General features: G+C 49.2%; 4 protein-coding genes. 3 read left to right on the top strand and 1 reads right to left on the bottom strand.

Annotated features, from left to right (window positions below; translation table 11 throughout):
• The first annotated feature begins 272 nt into the window (after positions 1-272).
• The 3 genes from ACG1BZ_RS15245 to ACG1BZ_RS15235 all read left to right on the top strand — a co-directional run bounded on the left by ACG1BZ_RS15245 (position 273) and on the right by ACG1BZ_RS15235 (position 19329).
• A complete protein-coding gene (locus ACG1BZ_RS15245; protein WP_413662563.1) occupies positions 273-13322 on the top strand; it encodes an isopeptide-forming domain-containing fimbrial protein in 13050 nt (4349 codons plus the stop codon).
• Entirely contained in the window at positions 13322-18514 is a 5193-nt protein-coding gene (locus ACG1BZ_RS15240) for a flagellar motor protein MotB (protein WP_413662562.1), read from the top strand. Before ACG1BZ_RS15245 ends, ACG1BZ_RS15240 begins: the two co-directional genes overlap by 1 nt.
• Before the next feature lie 545 nt (positions 18515-19059).
• Positions 19060-19329 (top strand): hypothetical protein, encoded by a 270-nt coding sequence (locus tag ACG1BZ_RS15235; protein WP_413662561.1) that lies wholly within the window; start codon positions 19060-19062, stop codon positions 19327-19329.
• 485 nt (positions 19330-19814) lie between these two features.
• On the opposite strand, the gene ACG1BZ_RS15230 is transcribed toward ACG1BZ_RS15235, so the two are convergent.
• Entirely contained in the window at positions 19815-21176 is a 1362-nt protein-coding gene (locus tag ACG1BZ_RS15230; protein ID WP_413662560.1) for a hypothetical protein, read from the bottom strand.
• Positions 21177-21184: the final 8 nt, after the last annotated feature.

The following is a 21184-nucleotide window of genomic DNA, read 5'->3' as shown; positions in this document are numbered from 1 at the left end:
GGTTCCGGTCGTTTCAAACTGATGAAATTTTCGTCATACCTGTTCAGTTATTATTTGTCCGTTCTGAACAAAATTTTCCCTCACTGAGGGCCCGCCTGAGAACCACTTGGCAATCCCTACAAAAGTTCCACTTGTCAGCTGGCTAATTATGACTTGTTTCACGGCTACCTAAGTGGGTTGTAATTAAAGTTCGCCCACCGTGGAGTGTCTGGTGTAAATGCCCGATTTATCTCCAAACATCTGTATTAGAAAGTGGCGGCCGTTAAGTGATAATGAAGTCGGAATTTGTTGAGCAAAAATCCTGCAAGTCTGTGATTATTGGATTTTTATTGGTCTGTGCGGTGGTCCTTCTAACTGCACCGCAGGCACTTGCTCAATCTAACTGTCCTTCTATTACCGATGATCCTGCAGGGTTCAATATTCTCAGTCACCGCTCCAGCGACAGTTGGTGTGTTTTATGTGGTGATGGTCAGGTAACCATCGAAGTTGATGTACCCAGTATTTTCAGTGGCCTATCGGGTACCCAGTCTATTCAGGATATCGTTATTACGGAGAACCTGGGGTCTTCCGGTCTCGAGTATGTGACTGGCTCTACTTCAGTGAGTTCCGGGGTTGTTCTGGCTGAGCCCACGATTAGCGGTACCACTATTACCTGGGATCAAAATGATCTGTCTGCACTCGCAGAGCGTGACGAAAATACAACCCTGACTATCACCTTTAATGTGCGCAGCCAGGATGACGAAGAGGAAGAATTGGTTGTTAATAATCGCACCTTAAATGCGACCGCAACTTTCGATTACTGCAGTTACCCGACCACTACAGATACTCACAGTATGGAGCTGTCTATCCGTGAGCCGGAACCCTCCATGGACAAGCGCGGCCGTAATATTGATGCGGCGCAAACGAACTACACCAATAATGTCTATGGCAATATTGAAGATGATGTGATCTGGCGTATTCGTATCTCCAATGATGGTGACGCGGATATGCAGGATGCGCGTTTTGATGATTTGATGTCCAACCCCAATATGGATATCAATTACGCTTGTCCGAGTGAAAGTGCCGCTGAAGCTGTTGCCAATAATAATGGTGTTGCGCCCGGTGGCAGTAGCTGCGTTTCCGCAAGTAATTCTATTAATAACTTTGAGCTGGATGGTAACTTTTCCAATGGCTCAGGGCGCACTGACGTTCCGTCTGGTGGCAATCTGGATATTTATTTAGTAGGTAAAGTAAATACTTCCTGTAGCAATGGCACTAATACAGTGTCAGATTTACAGTGGGGTTGTGAGATTGATGGTGATACGGGTGTTGGCGGTATTTCCAGTCCCGCAGAAGCCTCAGCTCCGGGCTCTGATACTTCGGCAATGCGTGTTGAGGTTTTATCAGACCTCACTATTACCCAGGAGATTACTGGTACCAACTTGAATCAACCGCTCGGTGCTTCCGGTTACGTTACTATAACCGTAAATAACCGGACAGGTGGCTCGGTAAGAGATATCCAGTTTGTCAGCGATCTGCCCGACGAATATGTGGTTGATACCACCTTTACACCGGAAATTACCCGCGAGCGTCGCGGTATTGATAGCCACGGCGCTAACTATAGCTCAACCTACGATGGCAAAGTCGATACGCTGGAATGGCGTGTGGGTTCTACTTGGAATCAATGGGATACGGATCCACTTAATAACAACCAACCGGAATTCCGCTTGTTGAGTAGTACAGTTCACTCGGTATACTCAGACCAAGAGCACATGATGCGACATGGAGATGAAATTCAAATTCGTTTCCGCATCGTTACGATCGAGCCGGACTTCTATGACTTGGATGCTGACCTGGATATAGAGGAAGAGTCTTCCACTACCGGTACCGATCCAAATAGCAATATCGCCCTTGCAAACAATGTCCTCACTATTGATTACGAGGATTTCTGTTCTTCAACCACTCCTGCTACTCAGGTAGAAGCCCAGTCGGTTACTCCCGACCCCGAAGATCTGGACGTCAGCACGGTTCATCCACTTTATATTGTTCGCGATAGTGGCACTTCAGAATTGACGGTGGATATCACCAATAACGGTGGCCACGACGCGGATGATTATTCCGTGTATGTCACCTTCGGTGAGGCGATGACGGTCCTGTCCAATGACCGCAGCTGTACGGCCCTGGGAAATCCCAATCTGGGCACAGTGCCAGGACACCCACTTTGGAACCAGCCTGATTATTTGCCAGATTCCTCCAGGGTGTACCTGTGTGACAGTGGTGATTTGGGGGGTGAAATTGGACCTGGTGATACAGAGCGAGTGGTTTTTGTGGTTGAAAAGAATCACTCGGCCACTGATGACGACCTGACGTTCCGTGCAGATGTCGTAGGTGAAATCACCTTATATGATGGTACCGCGCTAAGTTTCCCCAGTCCTGCATCTCTAACGGATACGACACCAAACCAGCAATTGGCTAATAATTACACCCTTGATGGTATGCGCGCACGGGTAATGGGTTTTAACCTGGTCAAGGACCGTTCCGATGAATGTACCGAGCTGACCAGTGAAACTGCTTTCCCAAATAGCAGTGTATTGATTGGTGAAGAGTGTAGTTTTGAAATTCAAGCCGGTGGTTGGTTTGGATTCGATACACCGGGATTTGCTTTGATAGAAGTGAAGGACATTGATGTTATCGATGACCTTCCCGACGGCCAGGGCTATATTGCGGATTCACCGCTAAATTGTTCAGACGTCAGCCTTCCTGATCCCACCTCTCAGGCAAATTGTGTGGTGATTTCGAGCAGTGATATTGTTGAGGGCGGTGGTCTGAATAACTCTCTGAGTGAGACAGATTTACACTGGGATATTACTACCAATATTACAGCGAAAGATCGCTGGTTCCTTGCGGATATGACAACCCGCTTGTTGAATGACCCAGTGGATACAGAAAACACTGATCCGAATCAACACGCAAATGACAGTATCGATTACGCCCGCGCCCAGTTTACTGCGGTTTTTGATACTGAAACGATTATCGTAGATAACTACAATACCAGTGGAACCCTGACCAATATTGATGGTGTTCCAACCACGGTCCCCGGTTTCCCAGATATTACTGAATGGTCGGAATCTGTCACTGTTACTGAACCCTCGATAGAAGTCGATAAAAAAGTCTGTAATGAGAATCTCTACGGCACTGGAACAAGCTGTAGCAATTTTGTGGATTTTACCGATGAAGGGCACCGGGACCAGACTTATATCTTCCGTCTCACGGTGACTAACCGGGCTGCGGATAGCGGTGTTGATCGCGCTCCCGCATACGATGTTGTCGTAACTGATACCCTGGATTCTTCCGGCCAGATGTGTGTGCAGGCAATGGATACCGATAGCCTGGATAACGATGCTGATGGCAGTTCGGAAACTGTCAGTGGCGACGATGGCTTGGTGGGAATTACCTCCGGTGCAAATAACTATTCAGAAGCTACCCACTGTAGTGATGGTGGTACCCCGGCTATTATCACTTTTTCCTATGAGCATTCCACTGCCCTTGAGCGAATTAACCCGGGTGACTCCGTAACCCTGTATTACCGTGTGAAACCACATCAGTCAGTGGCACCACTGCAGCTGTTTACCAATACTTTCTTCGCTCGCTATGACAGTTTGGAAGGCGATTTTGGTAATCAGACTTCTCCGCAAATTGACAGTGACACGGACAATGATGGTGTCGGTGATGGCACTCCTGCAGCCGGTCGGGCGCGCCACTACCAGTCCGACGATGCCGAAGCACAGATGAGGATTATTGAAGTACAGGCAGAGCCAAAGAAAGCCCTTGAGTTCTCCAACGGCACGGCCAGTGGAACCAGCAGTGACACAGCGGTTGTCGGTGAAGAGGTACGTTACGAACTGACAGCACAGATTCCGGCAGCGAAACTGCGAGACTTTGTGATTCGTGATGAATTGCCGGCAGGTATGCGCTGTATCGAAGGGGAGACCATCGATTTAAGTGCCTCCCCTTACGATGCCGCTGGCTTTGTACCGGGAGGTACTTTTAATGCTACCTGTACCAGCACAGGTACTGCAGATTACGTTGAGTGGGATTTTGGTGATCAGGAACTCACCACCGTATCCGGTAGCCTGTTTGATTTTCCGGTAGAGTTTATTGCCCGTATTGAAAACAGCAGTAACACCAATGACGGCGATGTTTTGGGTAATGGCGGCAGCTATACCACTGCGCAAGTTACCTATGTGGATGAGTCCGGTGCTGCGGTGGCGGTGCCATTTGATGCCCATGAAATAACAGTACTCGAGCCACAAATACAGCTGACCAAATCCTTTGCTGTTACCAATAGTGATGCTGAAGATATTTTGACAGTCACGGTTACAGCAGAAAATATTGGCAGTGCCGATGCCTACAACTTGCAGGTGCTCGACGATCTCACCGGCAGTAATCTTATTTACCTGGGAAATGTGGGCGGTAACGACCCACCCAATAATGTCGATGTCACTACGGTGGGCACCAATGCTCCCATCTTTAGCTGGAATCGCAGTAATAGCGATTACACTATTGCGGTTGGCAATACAAAAACATTCACTTTTGAAGTCCAGGTAGAGCAGGGCGTTGAGCCCCATGAAATTCTGGACAACACGGTTGAAGCCCGCTGGCAGTCCCTGCCGGGCTCGGATGTTGCACTTAACAGTGGCAATTCTATTGGCATTGATGGTACCGCTGACGGCATGCGTATTGGTGTTTTGCCCAATGTCGGCGATCCCATCAACGATTATGAAACCACTGCCAGTGCCCAGACTGAAGTACCGTCATTAGAGTTGACTAAAACGGATTTGGACACCTCGGTAGTTCCCACCATTGGTGCCCATAAACAATTCCAACTGGAAATCAGTTTGCCGGAAGGTATCAGTGAAAATGTAGTTATCACTGATCAGCTGGGTAGCCCTGAGGGTTATGTGCTCTCTCACAATACTGACTACGATATCACTTACGATTTTGTCGGTATTGAAACTATTAATGGCGGCGCGCCATCTGAATCGGCCTTTAACAGTTTTCCGGGGGATAATACTTCCGGAAATGCTACCTGGGATGTCGGCACCGTCGATACCAGCAGTGAAAATGACACGGCCGGAAGCACAATTGCTCCGCTGATTCGAATTACCTATTTTGCCCGCATCGAAAATGATCTCGCCACTAATGATGGTGATAATCGCCAAAATAATGCCGCGCTTACTTACAGCAATGGGGAAAGTGGCAGCACAGAAAATATCAACGACAGCACAACCAGTGTAACGGTAGTAGAGCCGTTACTCGAGATTAGCAAGACAGTGAGTAATGCCACCAATCCCGGCAATCTGCCGGTGGGTGGTGATGTGCTGGAATATGTTATTACCGTGGAACATGATGCGGGCTCCAGTGCCGCAGCTTATGAGCTGAATTTAGTCGATACGCTGCCTTCAGAGTTGACTTTTGACAGCAGCTTTACACCCACTGCAGAAATAGGCGGTACCGCGGTATCCGGCTTTGTCTCCACACCAGCGGCAGCTCCAGCAGGTCCACTCGTATGGGGTCGTGACAACGGCGATAGCAGTCTGGATTTAGCGCTGGGTCAAACTCTGGTGCTCACCTACCGAACCCAGGTTACAGGCGTTTTTGGTTCGCCTATCAGCAACAGTGTGATGCTGGACTGGACCTCCCTGGACGATGGCAGTATCAATGACCTGGCCTATGAGCGCGACGGTGCTGGATGCCCCAGTATTTCCGCACCTGATGATTACTGTGTTGGTCCTGCAGAAGCCAGTATTAATACGGTAGACAATACCAGCATTACAAAAGCAGTAATTGCCGACACAGATACCGCAACTGCTGTGGGCACTCTGCGTGTTGGCGATATTGTCACTTACCAGCTCACCTTGAATTTACAGGCGGGAACAACACCTGCAGTAACTATTGATGATGCGCTGCCCAGTGGCTTGGAGTTTGACACTGTTGTCAGCGTAAATGGGGACACAGCTGCTCCCTACAGCGATAGTCTGAATGACTTTACCTATTCAGCGATTTCGGTTCCCAGTGCCGGTGATACCGGCACGGTGACCTGGGATCTGGGAGATATCACCAGTAATTTCGGTAATACCAATAACTTTGTTATTGAGTACACCGCTAAAGTAGTGGCGGGTTCGGGAATCACCGCGCCTACCGCAACCCTGACCAATACGGCCCAGCTAAATTACACCGGTGCCGCCAGTACCTTGCAGGACAGCGCCGATATTACTGTACTGCAACCGGTGATCGACAATCTCACCAAGACCGATGCCACCTGGCCTAGCTCCCATATGAATGTGGACCCGGCCAACGATATTATGCAGTTTACCCTGCAGGCCTGTAACTCGGGTCTTGCCCCCGCCTACAACCTATCGCTAACTGACGATTTAGCGACGCAAATGGATGAGAGTTCCATTGCCAATCTCCAGGTGAGTCTCGACGGTGCTGTACTGACACAGGGAGCAGATTACACCTATAGTGCGCCGGCAACACGCGGTGCTGATATGGGCTTCGATTTCCTGGTACCGGTCGAAGCGGGTACCTGTTTGGAAATCAGTTACCAGATCGGTTTCTATACAGATATTAGTGGCGGTGAAAGCTGGGTTAATACTTTTACCGTCGATGAATTTTGGTCGCTGGAAGCTAGCAATGGCGAACAGTACTCTGCAGTTACTTTGGGCACTCCCTATCCGATGGGCACTGTTGCGACCAGTGTGACTGCTCCGCAAAAAACACTGCAAACAGCGACTACTGCCGCTGTCGGTGACGAGGTCGTATACCAGATACAGGTCCCCGGTAGCGGCACCACCTCGGCCATTTACGATATTGAAATTTCCGATGTATTAGACCCCAGCCTGGAGTTGGTGCAATTGCAGGAAATTAATGGGCTTACCTACACCGATAATACCAGTGGCAATAATATCGATATGGCAATCGATATTATCCCAGCCGGTACCGTGGCAATTTTTGAAGTTCACGCCCGGGTTGCCAACAATGCCACAGCCCAGGCTGGCCACAGCTTTGAAAATGAGGTGACTTATTCTTATGCCGCGACTGATGGTGGCACTTCGCAGTCCGGAGGTACCGGCACTGCAGCGACACTCACCATCGTCGAGCCAGAAATAAGTGCAATTGCCTCTGTCGCAAATCAAACCAATCCCGGTAACGATCCGGATGCGGGCGATGTACTGCGTTGTACCTTGGACCTTAGTGCTGCGGGTAATGCGGAAAATTCTGCAGCTTACGATCTTTCGGTTAATGAGTTGTTATCCCTGGGGCTTGAGTTTGTACCGGGCACCGTGACTTTTGCCGGAGCCTCCCAGGCAGATCCCACCGTAACTGGTGACGGAATTACTACTGCGCAAAACCTGGTTTGGGATCGGGCCAATAGTGATCTGGATATCGCCGCTGGTGATAACAGTGAACTGGTCTTCGATGTGGTTGTACTCGACAGCGTACAGCCAGCAGCTGCGCTGTCCGCAACTGCCAGCGTGGAATGGACCAGTCTCGATGAAGATAACAGCAGTATTTATGAACGTAACGGTGCTGATGGCAGTGGCGGCCTGAATGATTACTTGCTGGAAAACATTGCTGCTCAGCTAGATGCTGCCAATGACAGCACAATTAGCAAAATTCGTTCAGATGACAGCTATGGTAGCGCTGATGAGCAATTGCGAGTGGGTGATTTGGTTGAATACCAGATTACCCTCTCTCTACCAGAGGGCACGGCTTCCAATGGGCTTATTGTCGATACTTTGCCCCAGGGAATGGTGTTTGTAAGCACACTTTCAATTAATGGCCAAACTTCTGCACCATTTACTGCTGCGGCGCCCTTTACCCACACCGATATCGCAGAACCAGTGCAGTCTGGTGATCCTTCTACTGGTGCCACTACGGTTACCTGGAGCATTCCCGACCTGGTCAATACGGGTGATAACGATACCAGCAACGATGAATTTGTTGTGCGTTACCTTGCCCGGGTTCTCAATGAGGATTCCCACCCCTGGCCGGCAACGAATACTGCTCTGATCAATACCGCAGAGTTTGGTTTTGATGCTGCCACAGGAGCCGAAACCCGTAGTGATAGCGAAACACTGGACCTGTTACAGCCGGACCTCGCCGTAGCCATAAGCTCAACTCCCGCTGATGGCAGCACGCTTTCCGCTGGCGATACGATTGAATATACCGTTACGATTACCAACAACGGTTCTTCACCAGCCTATGATCCGGTATTCCGCGATGTGATTCCTTTAGGTCTGCGCCAAGGGGGAGTCAGTGTCCAATCCCTCACAGTAAATGGTGCCGCAGCAACAGTGGTTGCGCCTACTTTCGATAGTAGTAATGGCGAAGCCGTTTGGGATTTTACCGCAGGTTCGGGCTACGGAATCAACGCCGGTGAATCCATGGAGATGGTATATCGCGTTGAAGCGGATTCTAATTTAGGGGCTGGACTTAGCCTGCAAAATGCGGCCTATGTTGAAGTTTATTATTCGCTTGATGATAACGATTTGCCGTCTCTGAATTCCGTGGCGGTCACTGACGATTTACGCGAGGATTATGGCCCGACTTCTCCGGTGAGTATCCAATTTAATACTCCCAATGCCGCGCCACTGTTGATTGAAGTTACCCAATTAGCAGCTTCCATTGGCGAGCCGTTTAACTATCGCATTACCATCCCGGAAACGGTGCAGACCACAGCGCTTCACGATGTCACTGTGCTGATGGATCTGACTGCGTCTGCTGCGGATCTGGAATTTGTCAGTGCCAGTAAAGTATCTGGCAGTGCATCTTTCACTCCGGAAAATAACGGCAGCTCCACCAGTCTCAGTATTGCAGATAGCACTAACGGAATTGATGTGCCCGCCGGCGAGCAAGTCGTTATTGATGTAACCCTGCGACTGCTGGATATGGACCCGCCGAATGTGGACGGTTTGAATTTTGCCACCAGTGCCAGCTACAGCTACAACTACGATAATGATAATGCCTCTGCGGGGCAGGGTGCGGGTAGCGGCAATACTACGGCGGACATGACAGTAGTAGAGCCCACGGCTATTACGCTGACTAAATCTGGCCCCACCAGTGTTCAGTCCGGTGTAGGCGGTACCTTTACTTTAGATTTGCACAATACCGGTACGGGCCCGGCCTGGGATATTAGTGTTACCGATATTTTGCCGGATAATAATCCCGGTGGAATGTGTGAAACGCCCCCGGCCAATTTCACCGCGCAAATTACTGACAGCGCCGGCACCACGACGGCCACCCTGACAGAGGGTTCTGACTTTAGCGCGGTATTTGATAACGATAGCTGCACCCTCACAATTACCTCCATCGGCCCAGCGGCAATGCTGGATGCGGATTACCATCTGCTGATTGGCTACGACGCCTATTTGGATGCCGACACCGTCGATGGGGATACGCTGACGAATATTGCTGGTGTTACTCAGTGGCACAGCTGGGATAGCAGCCTCACTGAAGTTCGCCAGTACACCCGTGCGGCGCCCACTGATGGCACTCCCGGTGTATTGGATCATGAGGATGCTTATTCGGTTAGCGCCTCTGTGCCGAAAGTAACTTTCTACAAAGTAGTGGAAAATATCAGCCGTGGAGAAAACCCGGCCACTGCAGCCAGTCCCACAGAAGTTTTACGTTACACATTGACACTGACCAATATGAGCAGTGTTGATGTGAGCGGAGTCGAAATAACCGATGACCTGGGCCGATTAAATAATTCAGCACTGTTTGAATCGGGCACTTTACAGTTGGTAAGTGCTCCGACTGGCAGTGACAGCAGTGCTATCGATGCCTCTGCCGGTACCTGGAATAGTGGCTATCTGGAAGTCAGTAATCTGGATCTTACGGCGAGCGGTACCGCGGGAGATTCTATCCAGATTGTTTATGAAGTTACCCTGGCAGCAGTTATTGATAGTGGGACTCAAGTCTTCAACCAGGCCCAGGTTCAGCTTCCCGGGCAATTACTGCAAGACAGTGATGATCCCAATATCAACGGTACTGATGATCCGGATACGGCGGGTGATGAAGATCCTACAGAAGTACTGATTGAGTCAGAGCCATTACTGGTGGTAGAAAAAACGTCGGCAGATATGACTGATGACGCAGAACTGCTGATGGTTGGCGATACCCTGCGATATACCATTACCGTGGAAAATGCCGGTAATGAGAATGCGATCAATGCTCTGATATTGGATCAGATCCCATCTAATACAACTTATGTCAGTGGTTCTACCACCCTGAACGGCTCCACATTGTCTGATGTCAGCGGCACCTCTCCTCTGGCTGCAGGTATGAGCATTAATACCGATGGCGAAGCCGATGGTTTTATCGGCGCAACGGCCAATGGTGCAGCCGCAGTGGTCATCACCTTTGATGTCACCATTAATGACGTTAATGATGGCACCGTTATTTCAAACCAAGCGTTCGTAAATGGTGAAGGTGCGGGTAGCGGTACTTTTGATGAAGTGCCCTCCGATGACCCGAATACCGATGCCCCCAATGATCCCACGATCGATATTGTTGGCGATGTACCCCTGTTAATTGCCCACAAGACTGTGGAGATTGCCGAAGACTATATTTCCGCAGGAATTGTCGATCCGGGTGATGTACTTCGCTATACCATCGCAATCACCAATATGGGTGGTGTAGATGCTCTCGAAGTAGCGCTTACCGATCAGGTACCAAATGACACTACTTATGTTGCTGGCACCACCACTTTGAATGGTGAAGTGGTAGCGGATAACGGTGGTGGTAATTCACAGTTGGATTCTGCCTTACCGGTTTCATCCGATGACCTGACACCGCCGCTACCAGGAGCCAATGAAGGCATTATTACCTCGGGTCAAACTGCCACTGTCACATTTGAGGTAATGGTGAATGCTGGCACTCCGACAGGTACAGTTATCAGCAACCAGGGTAGTGTTGATGCAGATGAGTTGGCACTTACCCTGACCGACGCAGATGGCAACCCAGCCAATGGTGCACAGCCAACTGACGTTGTCGTGGGTGATGCCCAGTTGCTCTCCATTGTGAAAGAAGTTGCGGTTGTCGGTGGCGGTGCCGCAGAAGCGGGTGCGGTATTGGAATACCTGGTAACCGTCGAAAATATCAGCGGTGTCCCAGCAACTTATATTGAGATCACCGATGACCTGGCTATAGCCGGAGATGGAGTTCTCACCTATATCGCCGATTCGGCCATGCTCAACGGGCAGACCGATGGAATAACGGTTGTCGACACGCTAATCACAGCAGACTACGCCACAACTTACGGTGACTTGGAACCGGGAGAGATGGTTACTCTGCGATTCCAGGCGCAGATGTCAGAAAACCTGGATTATGGTTTTACTGTATTAAATACCGCAGAAGTACAGTGGAATGATCCTGCTTCCAGCGCTCAGGCCAGTGTTGCCATTGACGTTGGCGGTACCCCGGGCATTGCCAACCTGGCTGGTTATCTGTGGCACGATGTGAATTTCAATGATGCCTTGGATACGGATGAGAGCCTGTTGCTTAATTGGGCGGTAGACCTGTATTTCAATGACGAATTGATGGAAACAGCTCAGTCTGATGAAAATGGTTACTTCCAGTTCCAGGGGCTGGTACCGAATAGCTATGGTGGCCTTAGCTATGAAATGCGTTACACCGCACCAGATGCTACTGAAAGTACAGCTTCATTGGGTAACTCTGTTTCTGATTTCACCAACGGCCCGCAGTCCATTAGTGAAATTTATGTAGATTCGGGAGCGAACCCACAGGATTTGAATTTGCCTCTAACACCCAATGGCGTGGTTTACGATTCAGTAACCCGCTCCGCCATTGAAGGTGCCACCCTCACTATGTTGAGGGTGAGTTCCGGTCAGGAATTGCCTGCGCGTTGTTTTGATGATGAGAAACAACAAGGGCAGGTAACCCAGTCTGGGGGTTACTACAAGTTTGATATCAACTTCAGCGATGCAGCCTGTCCATCCAGCGCGGACTACCTGATTCAGGTGGATATCGCGGATGAGGATTATGTGGGTGGTGAATCACTGGTAATTCCTTCTCAGACAAACAGCGAAACTGCCGGTTTTGATGTGGCCGGTTGCCTGGGCAGCAACGCCGATGTGGTTCCTGCGACCGCAAATCATTGTGAGGTTCAGGAATCATTCTCTCACCCCTCTCTTGATGTCGAGGCGCGGGATGCGGCAACGGACTACTACCTGCGAATGACTTTGGATGATGGTCAGATTCCAGGGGAAAGCCAGCTGTTCAACAACCATGTCGCCATGGACCCGGAGTTGGAAGGGGCGCTATCCATCACCAAAACCGCGGCCATGCTCAACGTAACCCGCAGTCAGTTGGTTCCTTACACCATTACTTTTGGCAATACGCTGCCAATTCCACTGACAGATCTACAGCTAGTCGATTACTTCCCGGCAGGCTTCAAATATGTCGCGGGCTCGGCGCGCCTTGATGGAGAAGCGGTTGAGCCTGAAAGCGAAGGCCTGCAATTGAGGTGGTCAGACCTGCGCGTGGAAGCGGAAGAAACCCGTGTATTGAAACTGCTTTTGGTTGTGGGCTCCGGTGTGGGCGAGGGCAAATATGTGAACCGCGCCCGTATGTTCAACCAACTATCAGGTCAGGCTGCCTCTGGTGAGGCCTCTGCCACAGTGCGCGTAGTACCCGATCCCACCTTCGACTGCACCGATGTTATCGGCAAAGTGTTTGACGATAAAAATATGAATGGCTACCAGGATGAAGGAGAGGGTGGTTTACCGGGTGCTCGAGTGGTGACTGCTACCGGCCTGAATGCTACAGCGGACTCCCACGGTCGATTCCATATTACCTGCGCAGTGGTGCCGAATGGGGATCGAGGTTCCAATTTTGTGCTCAAGCTCGACGATCGCAGCTTGCCAAGCGGGTATCGTCTCACCACTGAAAACCCGCGTGTGCTGCGAGCCACCCGAGGCAAGATGCTGAAGTTCAACTTTGGAGCCAGCTTGCACCGGGTAGTGCGCCTGGATATTGCCGAAGCGGTATTTGAACCGGGCACAACAGAATTGCGCCCGCAATGGCATTCCCGAATGGATTTATTGTTGGAAAAACTCAGTGAAGCTCCCTCTGTTTTACGCCTTGCCTATCTTGGGGAGAATGAAGATCCGGATCTGGTGGACGAGCGTCTGCAGGCAATTAAAGATCAGGTCGCCCAGGACTGGGAGAGCCGTGAAGGTGACTACGATTTGACCATAGAAACTGAAGTTTTCTGGCGCCGTGGAGCGCCTCCTGGTAAAGGAGGTTTGGAGTGATGTCCTTTGCAAAACGGAATCGTGATCAGCGAGCTTGCTCGATAAATACTGCCGCGAAGACGACCCGCTTTTTCCCCCGGCGGGACTGCCGTCTCGCCACTGCGATCGCGTTGGCATTAACACTTCCAGCGCAGGCCCAGGAAGCGGGTGCGCAAGTAGATGAGCCTAGTTGGTGGCAGGTCTGGCAAAATATTCCAAGCCTGAGTTCTGAAGAAAGTGGAGCTCAATCCGAACTCGAAGAGCAGTCGATAGGCAGTAATACTGAAGGTATGCTGCTGCGCGCACCTACAAATCAATGGTTGCAGGATGCAACTCAATTTGTTGCACCGCTGGACCCGATTGTGGTGGAAGATTTTATCGACCCAATCCTGTTCTATGGCGTTGAGGATGAAATTCCTCTGGAGGCAGTGGAGTTACTGCGCCAGAGCTTGAATGACTTGGGTGAGACGCCCAATTTTAAGTTGCACTTTATTGGCCATACAGATTCCGATCCCCTTACCGGGGAACAGGTAGCAGACTTTGCCAGCAAAGAAGAATTTACTTTGGCGCGGGCCCAGTTCGTGGCGGACTTCCTTCAGGAGGCCCTTGAACTGCCTGAGCAAATGATTGTTGTTGAAGGGCGAGGGGATATAGAACCCACAGCGGATAATATTACTACCGCAGGTCGTGAAGAAAACCGCCGAGTACAGGTAAAAGTAACCTATGACGCCCTGGATGAAAAAGCCATGGCGGACCGTGCCCGTGCGGAAGCATTGTTGCTCAACCGGGTTAAAGTATGTCGCCAGGAAACGGTGTGCAGACTTACTTATGCCGCAGGCAGTGAGCAGCGGGCACGCCTTAGAAACCTGGTGACGCCACTGAGAATGGAGCCCGGGCAAACAGAATTGCCGGAAGCCTTTATTCGCCGTATCCGCGAGGTTCGATCCAACCTTGCGGATAAAAACAATCTGGTTATTCACTTTATTGGTCACACCGACGCCCGCCCCCTGGACGTGAGTGAAAATCCGGAAGCCCAACAGAGTGCTTATCAGGAGCGATCCTATAGCGAAGCCCGCCGTGTCGCTCAGGCCCTGGGTTCTGCACTGAATTTGCCTGCGGCCATGGTCACCAGCAGTGGCAAGGGGGCAAGTCAACCAATAGCGGCCAACGATACTCCGAAAGGCCGAGCCCTCAACCGCCGGGTAGAAGTGGAATTTTGGTATGACGACCCATTGGAAGTCGCTACAGATTCTGTTCAGGCCTGTCCGGAAGCTGCCGCTGCGGAAACTCTTACCATTGCCTATGAGTCTGCCGGTGGAAAACTGTCGCCGATTCGTTTTGATAATGGCGATCCGATTATCAGTCAGGCACAGCTAACACAAATACGTGCGGCCATGGCCGAAATTTCCAATAAAGCGAATGTTCGTCTGAGCTTTATTGGCTACAGCGATAACCAGCGTATGGATCGCCGCGAAGCGATGGTTTACGGCGATGACCAGGGACTGTCCGGTGCCCGCGCTCAGCGCGCTATGGCACAGATACAGGAGTTGCTCAACCTCGAAGATACCCAGGTGGAATTTGAAGGGCGCGGCTACGTCCAGTCCGCAGATGTAGTGAGCAATGGCTTTGAGCAGCGGGATGGCGCCAGGGTTGAGGTCGAAATCCTGTACGATGAACTGGCAATTCTCACTGAAAGTGATCGCTTGGAAATCGAGCGCATTAATCGTGAAGCCATAGCCAATAATCCCTATGCACTTAACTTGATGCGTATTACTGTCGACGGCAGCCCGGAATACGACCCCTATAAAAACTCGGCGGACTTACAGCGCTGTACTGATGTGGCCTTGCGAGAAGCGAATATTCAATTTCGCTTCGACAATAAAAAAATGCAACCGCGCCTGAATGTGACAGCATGGCCCAATACCATCCGTTACGCAGATAACCTGGATACCGACCTGGCAGAGAACCGGGTATTTTTCAGTAGCTATACCAACTATCCCTCTTTTATTAAAAGTACCGAAGTGCGATTGTTCGAAGAGGGACAGTCTCTGCGCGATACACCTCTGGCAATTGTACCGCTGGATCACTTTGGCAAAGGGGAATGGAGTGCAGAATTTTCTGAATTCCAGGCGCCTTTAAAAAAATTACACTATGTACTGCGGGCCTATGACAACAAGGGCCGCTATGACGAGACCACGGAACAGACCCTGTGGCTGGTAGATCAAATTGAAGAGTCTGCAGAAAATGAAGATATCGGTAGGGAATTATTAGTAGGCTACGGCGAGAACCGCTTAGCGCAGCGGAACATCCCTCTGGATGGTAACAGTGTATTGGTCAATGGCACTCAGGTGCCGTCCGGGCACACCGTATGGTTAGCGGGCAACCCGGTACCGGTCGATAGTCAAGGCCAGTTTATCGCCGAGCAAATTTTTGAGCCGGGTATGCATACGGTTGAAGTGGCGATACTCGATGATGAGGGTAATGGCGAACTTTTCCTGCGGGATTTGGATTTTGCCAAAAACGACTGGTTTACTGTAGGTATTGCCGACCTTACTGTGGGTTACGATAAAACCAATGGCCCAGCAGCCCTGGTTACCGGTGATGAAACTCACTATGACAACTCAGTAAGCTACGATGGCCGTCTGGCGTTTTACACCAACGGCGGTTTCGGGGAAGGCTGGCGCCTGTCGGCCAGTGCCGATACTGAAGAGGGCCCGGTAGAGGATCTGTTTTCCAACTTTATGGAAAAGTCTCCCGATGCCTTGTTCCGCCGCCTGGATAGTGATTTGTATTACCCGACGTTTGGCGATGACTCCACCGTAGTTGAAGACGCCCCCACGTCAGGCAAGTTTTATGTGAAATTGTCCAAGTACGATGACTACGGTCTCTGGGGTAATTTCAAAGCCAACTACGCCGATAATGAGCTCGCTCAAATTGACCGAACGCTCTACGGCGGTAGTGGTCACTTTGAAACCGATGCGATGACCAGCTTTGGTGAGAAGCGCTTTCAAATAGATGCCTTTGGAGCAGAGCCGGGAACCATTGCCGGGCGCGATGAGTATCGTGGAACCGGCGGTTCCCTGTATTACCTCCGTCACCAGGACATTTCCAGCGGTTCGGAAAGTTTACGAGTAGAAGTTCGGGATAAAGATTCCGGGCTGGTGCTCGCAGTTAAGACTCTCACCGCAGTAGTTGATTACGACATCGACTATATCCAAGGGCGTATCCTGCTTAACAGCCCCTTATCTTCCCTGGCAAATGATGAACTGCTCATTGAAGATGGCGCTTACAACGGCAATCCCCAATACCTGGTAGCACGCTACGAATACACACCAGGTTTTGAAGAAATGGACACCCTGGCTGTCGGTGGGCGTGCCCACTACTGGTTGGGCGATCACGTCAAATTGGGCTTCAGCAGTATTCAGCAAGACGAAGATGAAAATGAAAGTTCCTTGCAGGGTATTGACCTGACTTTGCGTAAAAGCGCCAGTAGTTGGGTGAAAATTGAAATGGCCGATAGCGAGGGCAGCAATCTCGATAGCGTCAGTTCGCTCGATGGCGGCTACACCTTTGATGATGAAAGCCTGGATTCCACGGTTGCTGCGAGTGCAACCAAAGTGGAAGGCGTTTTACAGCTGGGAGATTTCTTCGAGAGTTTGCGTGGCTCTGGTAGTTTTTACCATCAAGAGCGTGAAGCGGGTTTTTCCGGTCCAGGCCAATTTGTGGATGGCGATACCATCCAATATGGCGGTGGCGTTAACCTGCCGATCGGCGAAAGTTTTGATGTAAGAATCAAAGCCGACACCAAAGAGGAAGAGCAGGGGTTGCAAACCAATGCCATGGACTTGATGTTCGGCTACCGTATCAATGATCACTGGCGACTCACCTCCGCAGTTCGCAATGATAGCCGTGAAGATGAATCCGAAGTTGTCGCCGCTACCCAGACAGAAGGGGATCGCACAGATGTTGCTGTCGAGGCGAGCTATGATTCCGGTGAGAGTTGGAGCGCCTTTGGTTTTGTTCAGAATACGATGGAAGTGACCGGTACCCGCGGAGAGAACAATCGCATCGGCCTTGGTGGCGCTTATCGGGTAAGTGACCGTTTGACAATGGACAGTGAAGTTTCCGGTGGTGATACTGGCACAGCTGCCCGACTCGGTACGGACTTTCTGGTGACTGACAGAACCAGCCTATATATGAATTATGCGCTGGATAATGAGCGCAGCGATACCGGTGTGCGTGCACGCAAGGGCAATATGAGTACCGGCTTCCGCAGTCGCTATTCTGATACGCTAAATATTTACGGTGAGGAGCGCTATAGTCACGGTGATGTTTCCACTGGCCTGACCCACGCCCTGGGTATGGATCTGGCCCCCAATGACCGTTGGACCTATGGCACTACCCTGGAGGCGGGTACACTCGAAGACCCGGATACAGGAGCCAAGACCGAGCGCAATGCCATGGGCTTTAATGTGGGCTATGGCTTGGATGCTATACGTATCGCATCCGCGCTGGAATACCGTACGGATATATCGGAAACGGTATCGGGCGAAAATGTTGTATCGGAAACCGAGCGCGATACCTGGCTATTAAAAAATACCTTCAACTACCAGTTCACTCCGGACTGGCGCTTGGTTGGCAAACTCAACTATTCAGACAGCAAAAGTTCGGAAGGTGAATTCTACGATGGTAAATTCACCGAAGCGGTAATGGGTTATGCCTACCGCCCGGTAAACAATGACCGGCTGAATACCCTGATGAAGTACACCTATTTCTATAATGTGCCGACTCAGGATCAGGTTACTGTTGAAAATACCTCCACTGAATTTATCCAGAAGAGTCATATCTTTTCGATAGATGCCAGTTACGATCTCAATCGACAGTGGACTTTGGGTGGCAAGTACGCCTATCGTCTAGGCCAGTTGAGCATGGATACGGAAGACCCAGAGTTTTTCGATAGCCGTGCGAGTCTCTATGTACTGCGTGCCGATTGGCATTTTATCAAGCGCTGGGACCTCCTCTTGGAAGCACGTCTGCTCGATTTACCCGATGCCCAGGATAGCAAGAGCGGCGCCTTAATCGGCTTGTATCGACATGTTGGCGACCACCTTAAGTTGGGGGTGGGCTACAACTTTACCGACTTCTCTGATGACCTCACCCAGCTGGACTATGACAGTCATGGGGTGTTTATTAATATTATTGGTAAACTGTGATTTGGGGCCCGGCAATTGTCGGGCTTAATTCCAGAAGTTTTAAATAACGGAAGCGTTCAGTAATCGGATAGTTTGCCGCTATACATGATAAATCTTTATTCGTTTCTATACTTCTTCTTGGTATAGCAAGCTTCATACTAGTCTTAACTCTTAAGATTGCTTTTTACTTACTTAAATTGATAGAGCAATCTGTAGCGACAAGATAAAGGCTTCCTGTATATTGATGATATCCATATCAAACAAGGAGTGACCTAGCTCATTGTTTTTATTAGCACTAACCAATTGTTTAAGTCGAACTAAACACTATTTAAGTGTTAAAAAATATATGCTATTTCTTTGAAACTAATTTATACCATTGTAAATGGGGTCGTGAATTTACTAGGTTTTCAAGTTGTAAACTCATTTATGGGTGTATTCAGTGTTTGTTGATAAGCATAAGAGGTTATTCATACCTATCAACCTCGGATATTTAGCTATTGTTAGAGGGGTTTGAGTTCACTATGGAGCCATAATAACATCTAAATACTTGGAAGTAAGGGAAGGTTATGAGTGCGGATGGAGACTTGATAATAATGGGAGAAAAAATTATTGAGAAGTTCAGGGAGAGGCCGGATAAGGAGAGCGGAGATGGTTTATGGAGGCAAGAAGTGATTTTGTCTTGTGAGATGTTGCTGGGTTGTCTGCGAGCTAATCCAGTCGAAGCAGACAAAGCTTTGCTATTATCGGAAGTGTTGCAAAAGAGGTATGAGCAGAGTAAGCCTCCTGTAGTTCCTTATTGGTGTAGAAGAATAACTGAATATTATACACAGGAGTAAAGCCTGTCAGGGATGGCCGATAAGCAAGAAATATGCTGAAAAATCAGCAATTAAGTTGTCGCAAATTGAAGGTGTAAGTCGATTTTATTTGTAATTGTATTTCCTGTTTTATAGGAGGAAAGAAGTTCTACCTCTGCGTGTAGAAGCCTCATCTATTGAAGTAGATGCACCTCCTGGAAGTTTCATTCTAGTAAGACACTAAAGGTGAGAAGCAGTACTTGAATTCATAGCGGAAAGCCATGGTCATATCTGTATTCATAGTACTATGGTTCATCTCAGCCTTAGTCCGCTATAGATATAACTTACTACTCGAAAGCATTTCCGATATTAGGGAGTAGCATATGATTGAAAGTACAGAAAACAAACTTGGATGACTCCTGTATCACTGGGTTTAGTTTCCTTCTCACCCAAAAGAAACGCACCTTGGAGGGGGGAGGCAGCTCACCACTTCCAAGGTTATTAAGATGTACTGATGTGTTGAATAATTACTGCATATGGGTCGCGCTGTTATTATCTCCGAGCTGGGTAATATTAACTGTGCCGCTGAATCCAGTTTGAGTTACCATTAGGAAATTGTTGCTTCCAGTTTGAGAGAGGCCACTAGTATTTAGTTGTCCGCTTTGCGTTAAATCGATTTCGTTGAGATTACCGGCCTGGCTAAGAGTGGAGGAAACACCAATGCCATCTTGTAGAGAATTAATTAGGTTATCTTCACCACTCTGAATGGCAAAGAGATTGGAAGTGGCACCGGTCTGTTCACTGTTCAAGGTATTGATATTACCCAGCTGAATTACCTCAATACTATGGGTAGACCCGGACTGAATAATATCTACGGAGTTGTTATCACCAATTTGAGTAATTAAGTGGTTGTTTTCAGTAACTATTTGAGTGGTAACTGAAATATCGTTATTACTACCTTGTTGCAATGTATGGCCGACACTGTTGTTTGAGCTTGTTACATCTATTATTGAACTATTACTGTCACCGTACTGGGTTATGGTGCTAGTCTGGTTGGAGCTTGCGTCGCGAACGGCAAAGCCATTATTGTCATTCCCGAATTGTACAACCGCGCCACTAGTATTCGCGCTGCTATTTTGATCTCCACCACCTCCAGAATTATCGTTACCCATTTGAAAAACGGTGATACTGGTATTGATACTCTCACTCTGCGGCGATGTGCCAACGTTGCCAACGCCGTAAGATTCTACAGTCAGAACAGCAAAATCTACATTGCTTTGAACGGAGGAGCCAATATTATCGCTGCCTGTCATGGTAAATTGCATAGAGCTATTTGATGTGTCTTCTTGTACAGAACCACCACCGTTATTAGTGCCGGTCAAAGTGTATGTCATTATGGTATTAGAAGTGGACCTCTGTAGTGAACCGCCGAAATTGGAGGTGCCTGTCATGGTGTAGATCATTGTACTGTTTGAGGTAAATTCTTGATCAGAGCTTGAAGAATTATCAGTTCCTGTTATGGAGTATTGCATTAGCGAGTTACTTGTTGAAATCTGAGTTGTTTGTCCATTATTGTTGTCGCCAAGAATAGTTATTATAGCTGTAGTGTTTGTAGTTCCATCTTGTTCGCTATCTGTGGAGTTATTATTTCCCTGCTGATGGTGAATGACAGTGCCGTTAGTATTTCCATTTATTTGTACCGCTTCAGCGTCATTGTTATCCCCGACCTGGGTCTGCACAACCAAATTGTTACTAATGGTAAGGTCACTCTGGTCTGCCATAGCAGTATTTCCATTGCCCACTTGACTAACAATATAGGTATTGTCCGCGAGGGCTGTATTACTGATGGCTAGGGAGAGAATTGTTGGGATAAATATTGAAATTTTCATGGGCAACT

The organism is Microbulbifer sp. CNSA002, assembly GCF_047324085.1.
Classification (GTDB): Bacteria; Pseudomonadota; Gammaproteobacteria; order Pseudomonadales; family Cellvibrionaceae; genus Microbulbifer.
The sequence above is the reverse complement of the archived record's forward strand: the minus strand, read 5'-3'. Positions and strand labels throughout refer to the sequence as shown.

What these genes read in the sequence shown, in the direction of transcription:
- ACG1BZ_RS15235 (WP_413662561.1), top strand. Translation starts at nt 19,060, where the DNA reads ATGAGTGCGGATGGAGACTTGATAATAATGGGAGAAAAAATTATTGAG.
- ACG1BZ_RS15230 (WP_413662560.1), bottom strand. Translation starts at nt 21,176, where the DNA reads ATGAAAATTTCAATATTTATCCCAACAATTCTCTCCCTAGCCATCAGT.
- ACG1BZ_RS15240 (WP_413662562.1), top strand. Translation starts at nt 13,322, where the DNA reads ATGTCCTTTGCAAAACGGAATCGTGATCAGCGAGCTTGCTCGATAAAT.
- ACG1BZ_RS15245 (WP_413662563.1), top strand. Translation starts at nt 273, where the DNA reads ATGAAGTCGGAATTTGTTGAGCAAAAATCCTGCAAGTCTGTGATTATT.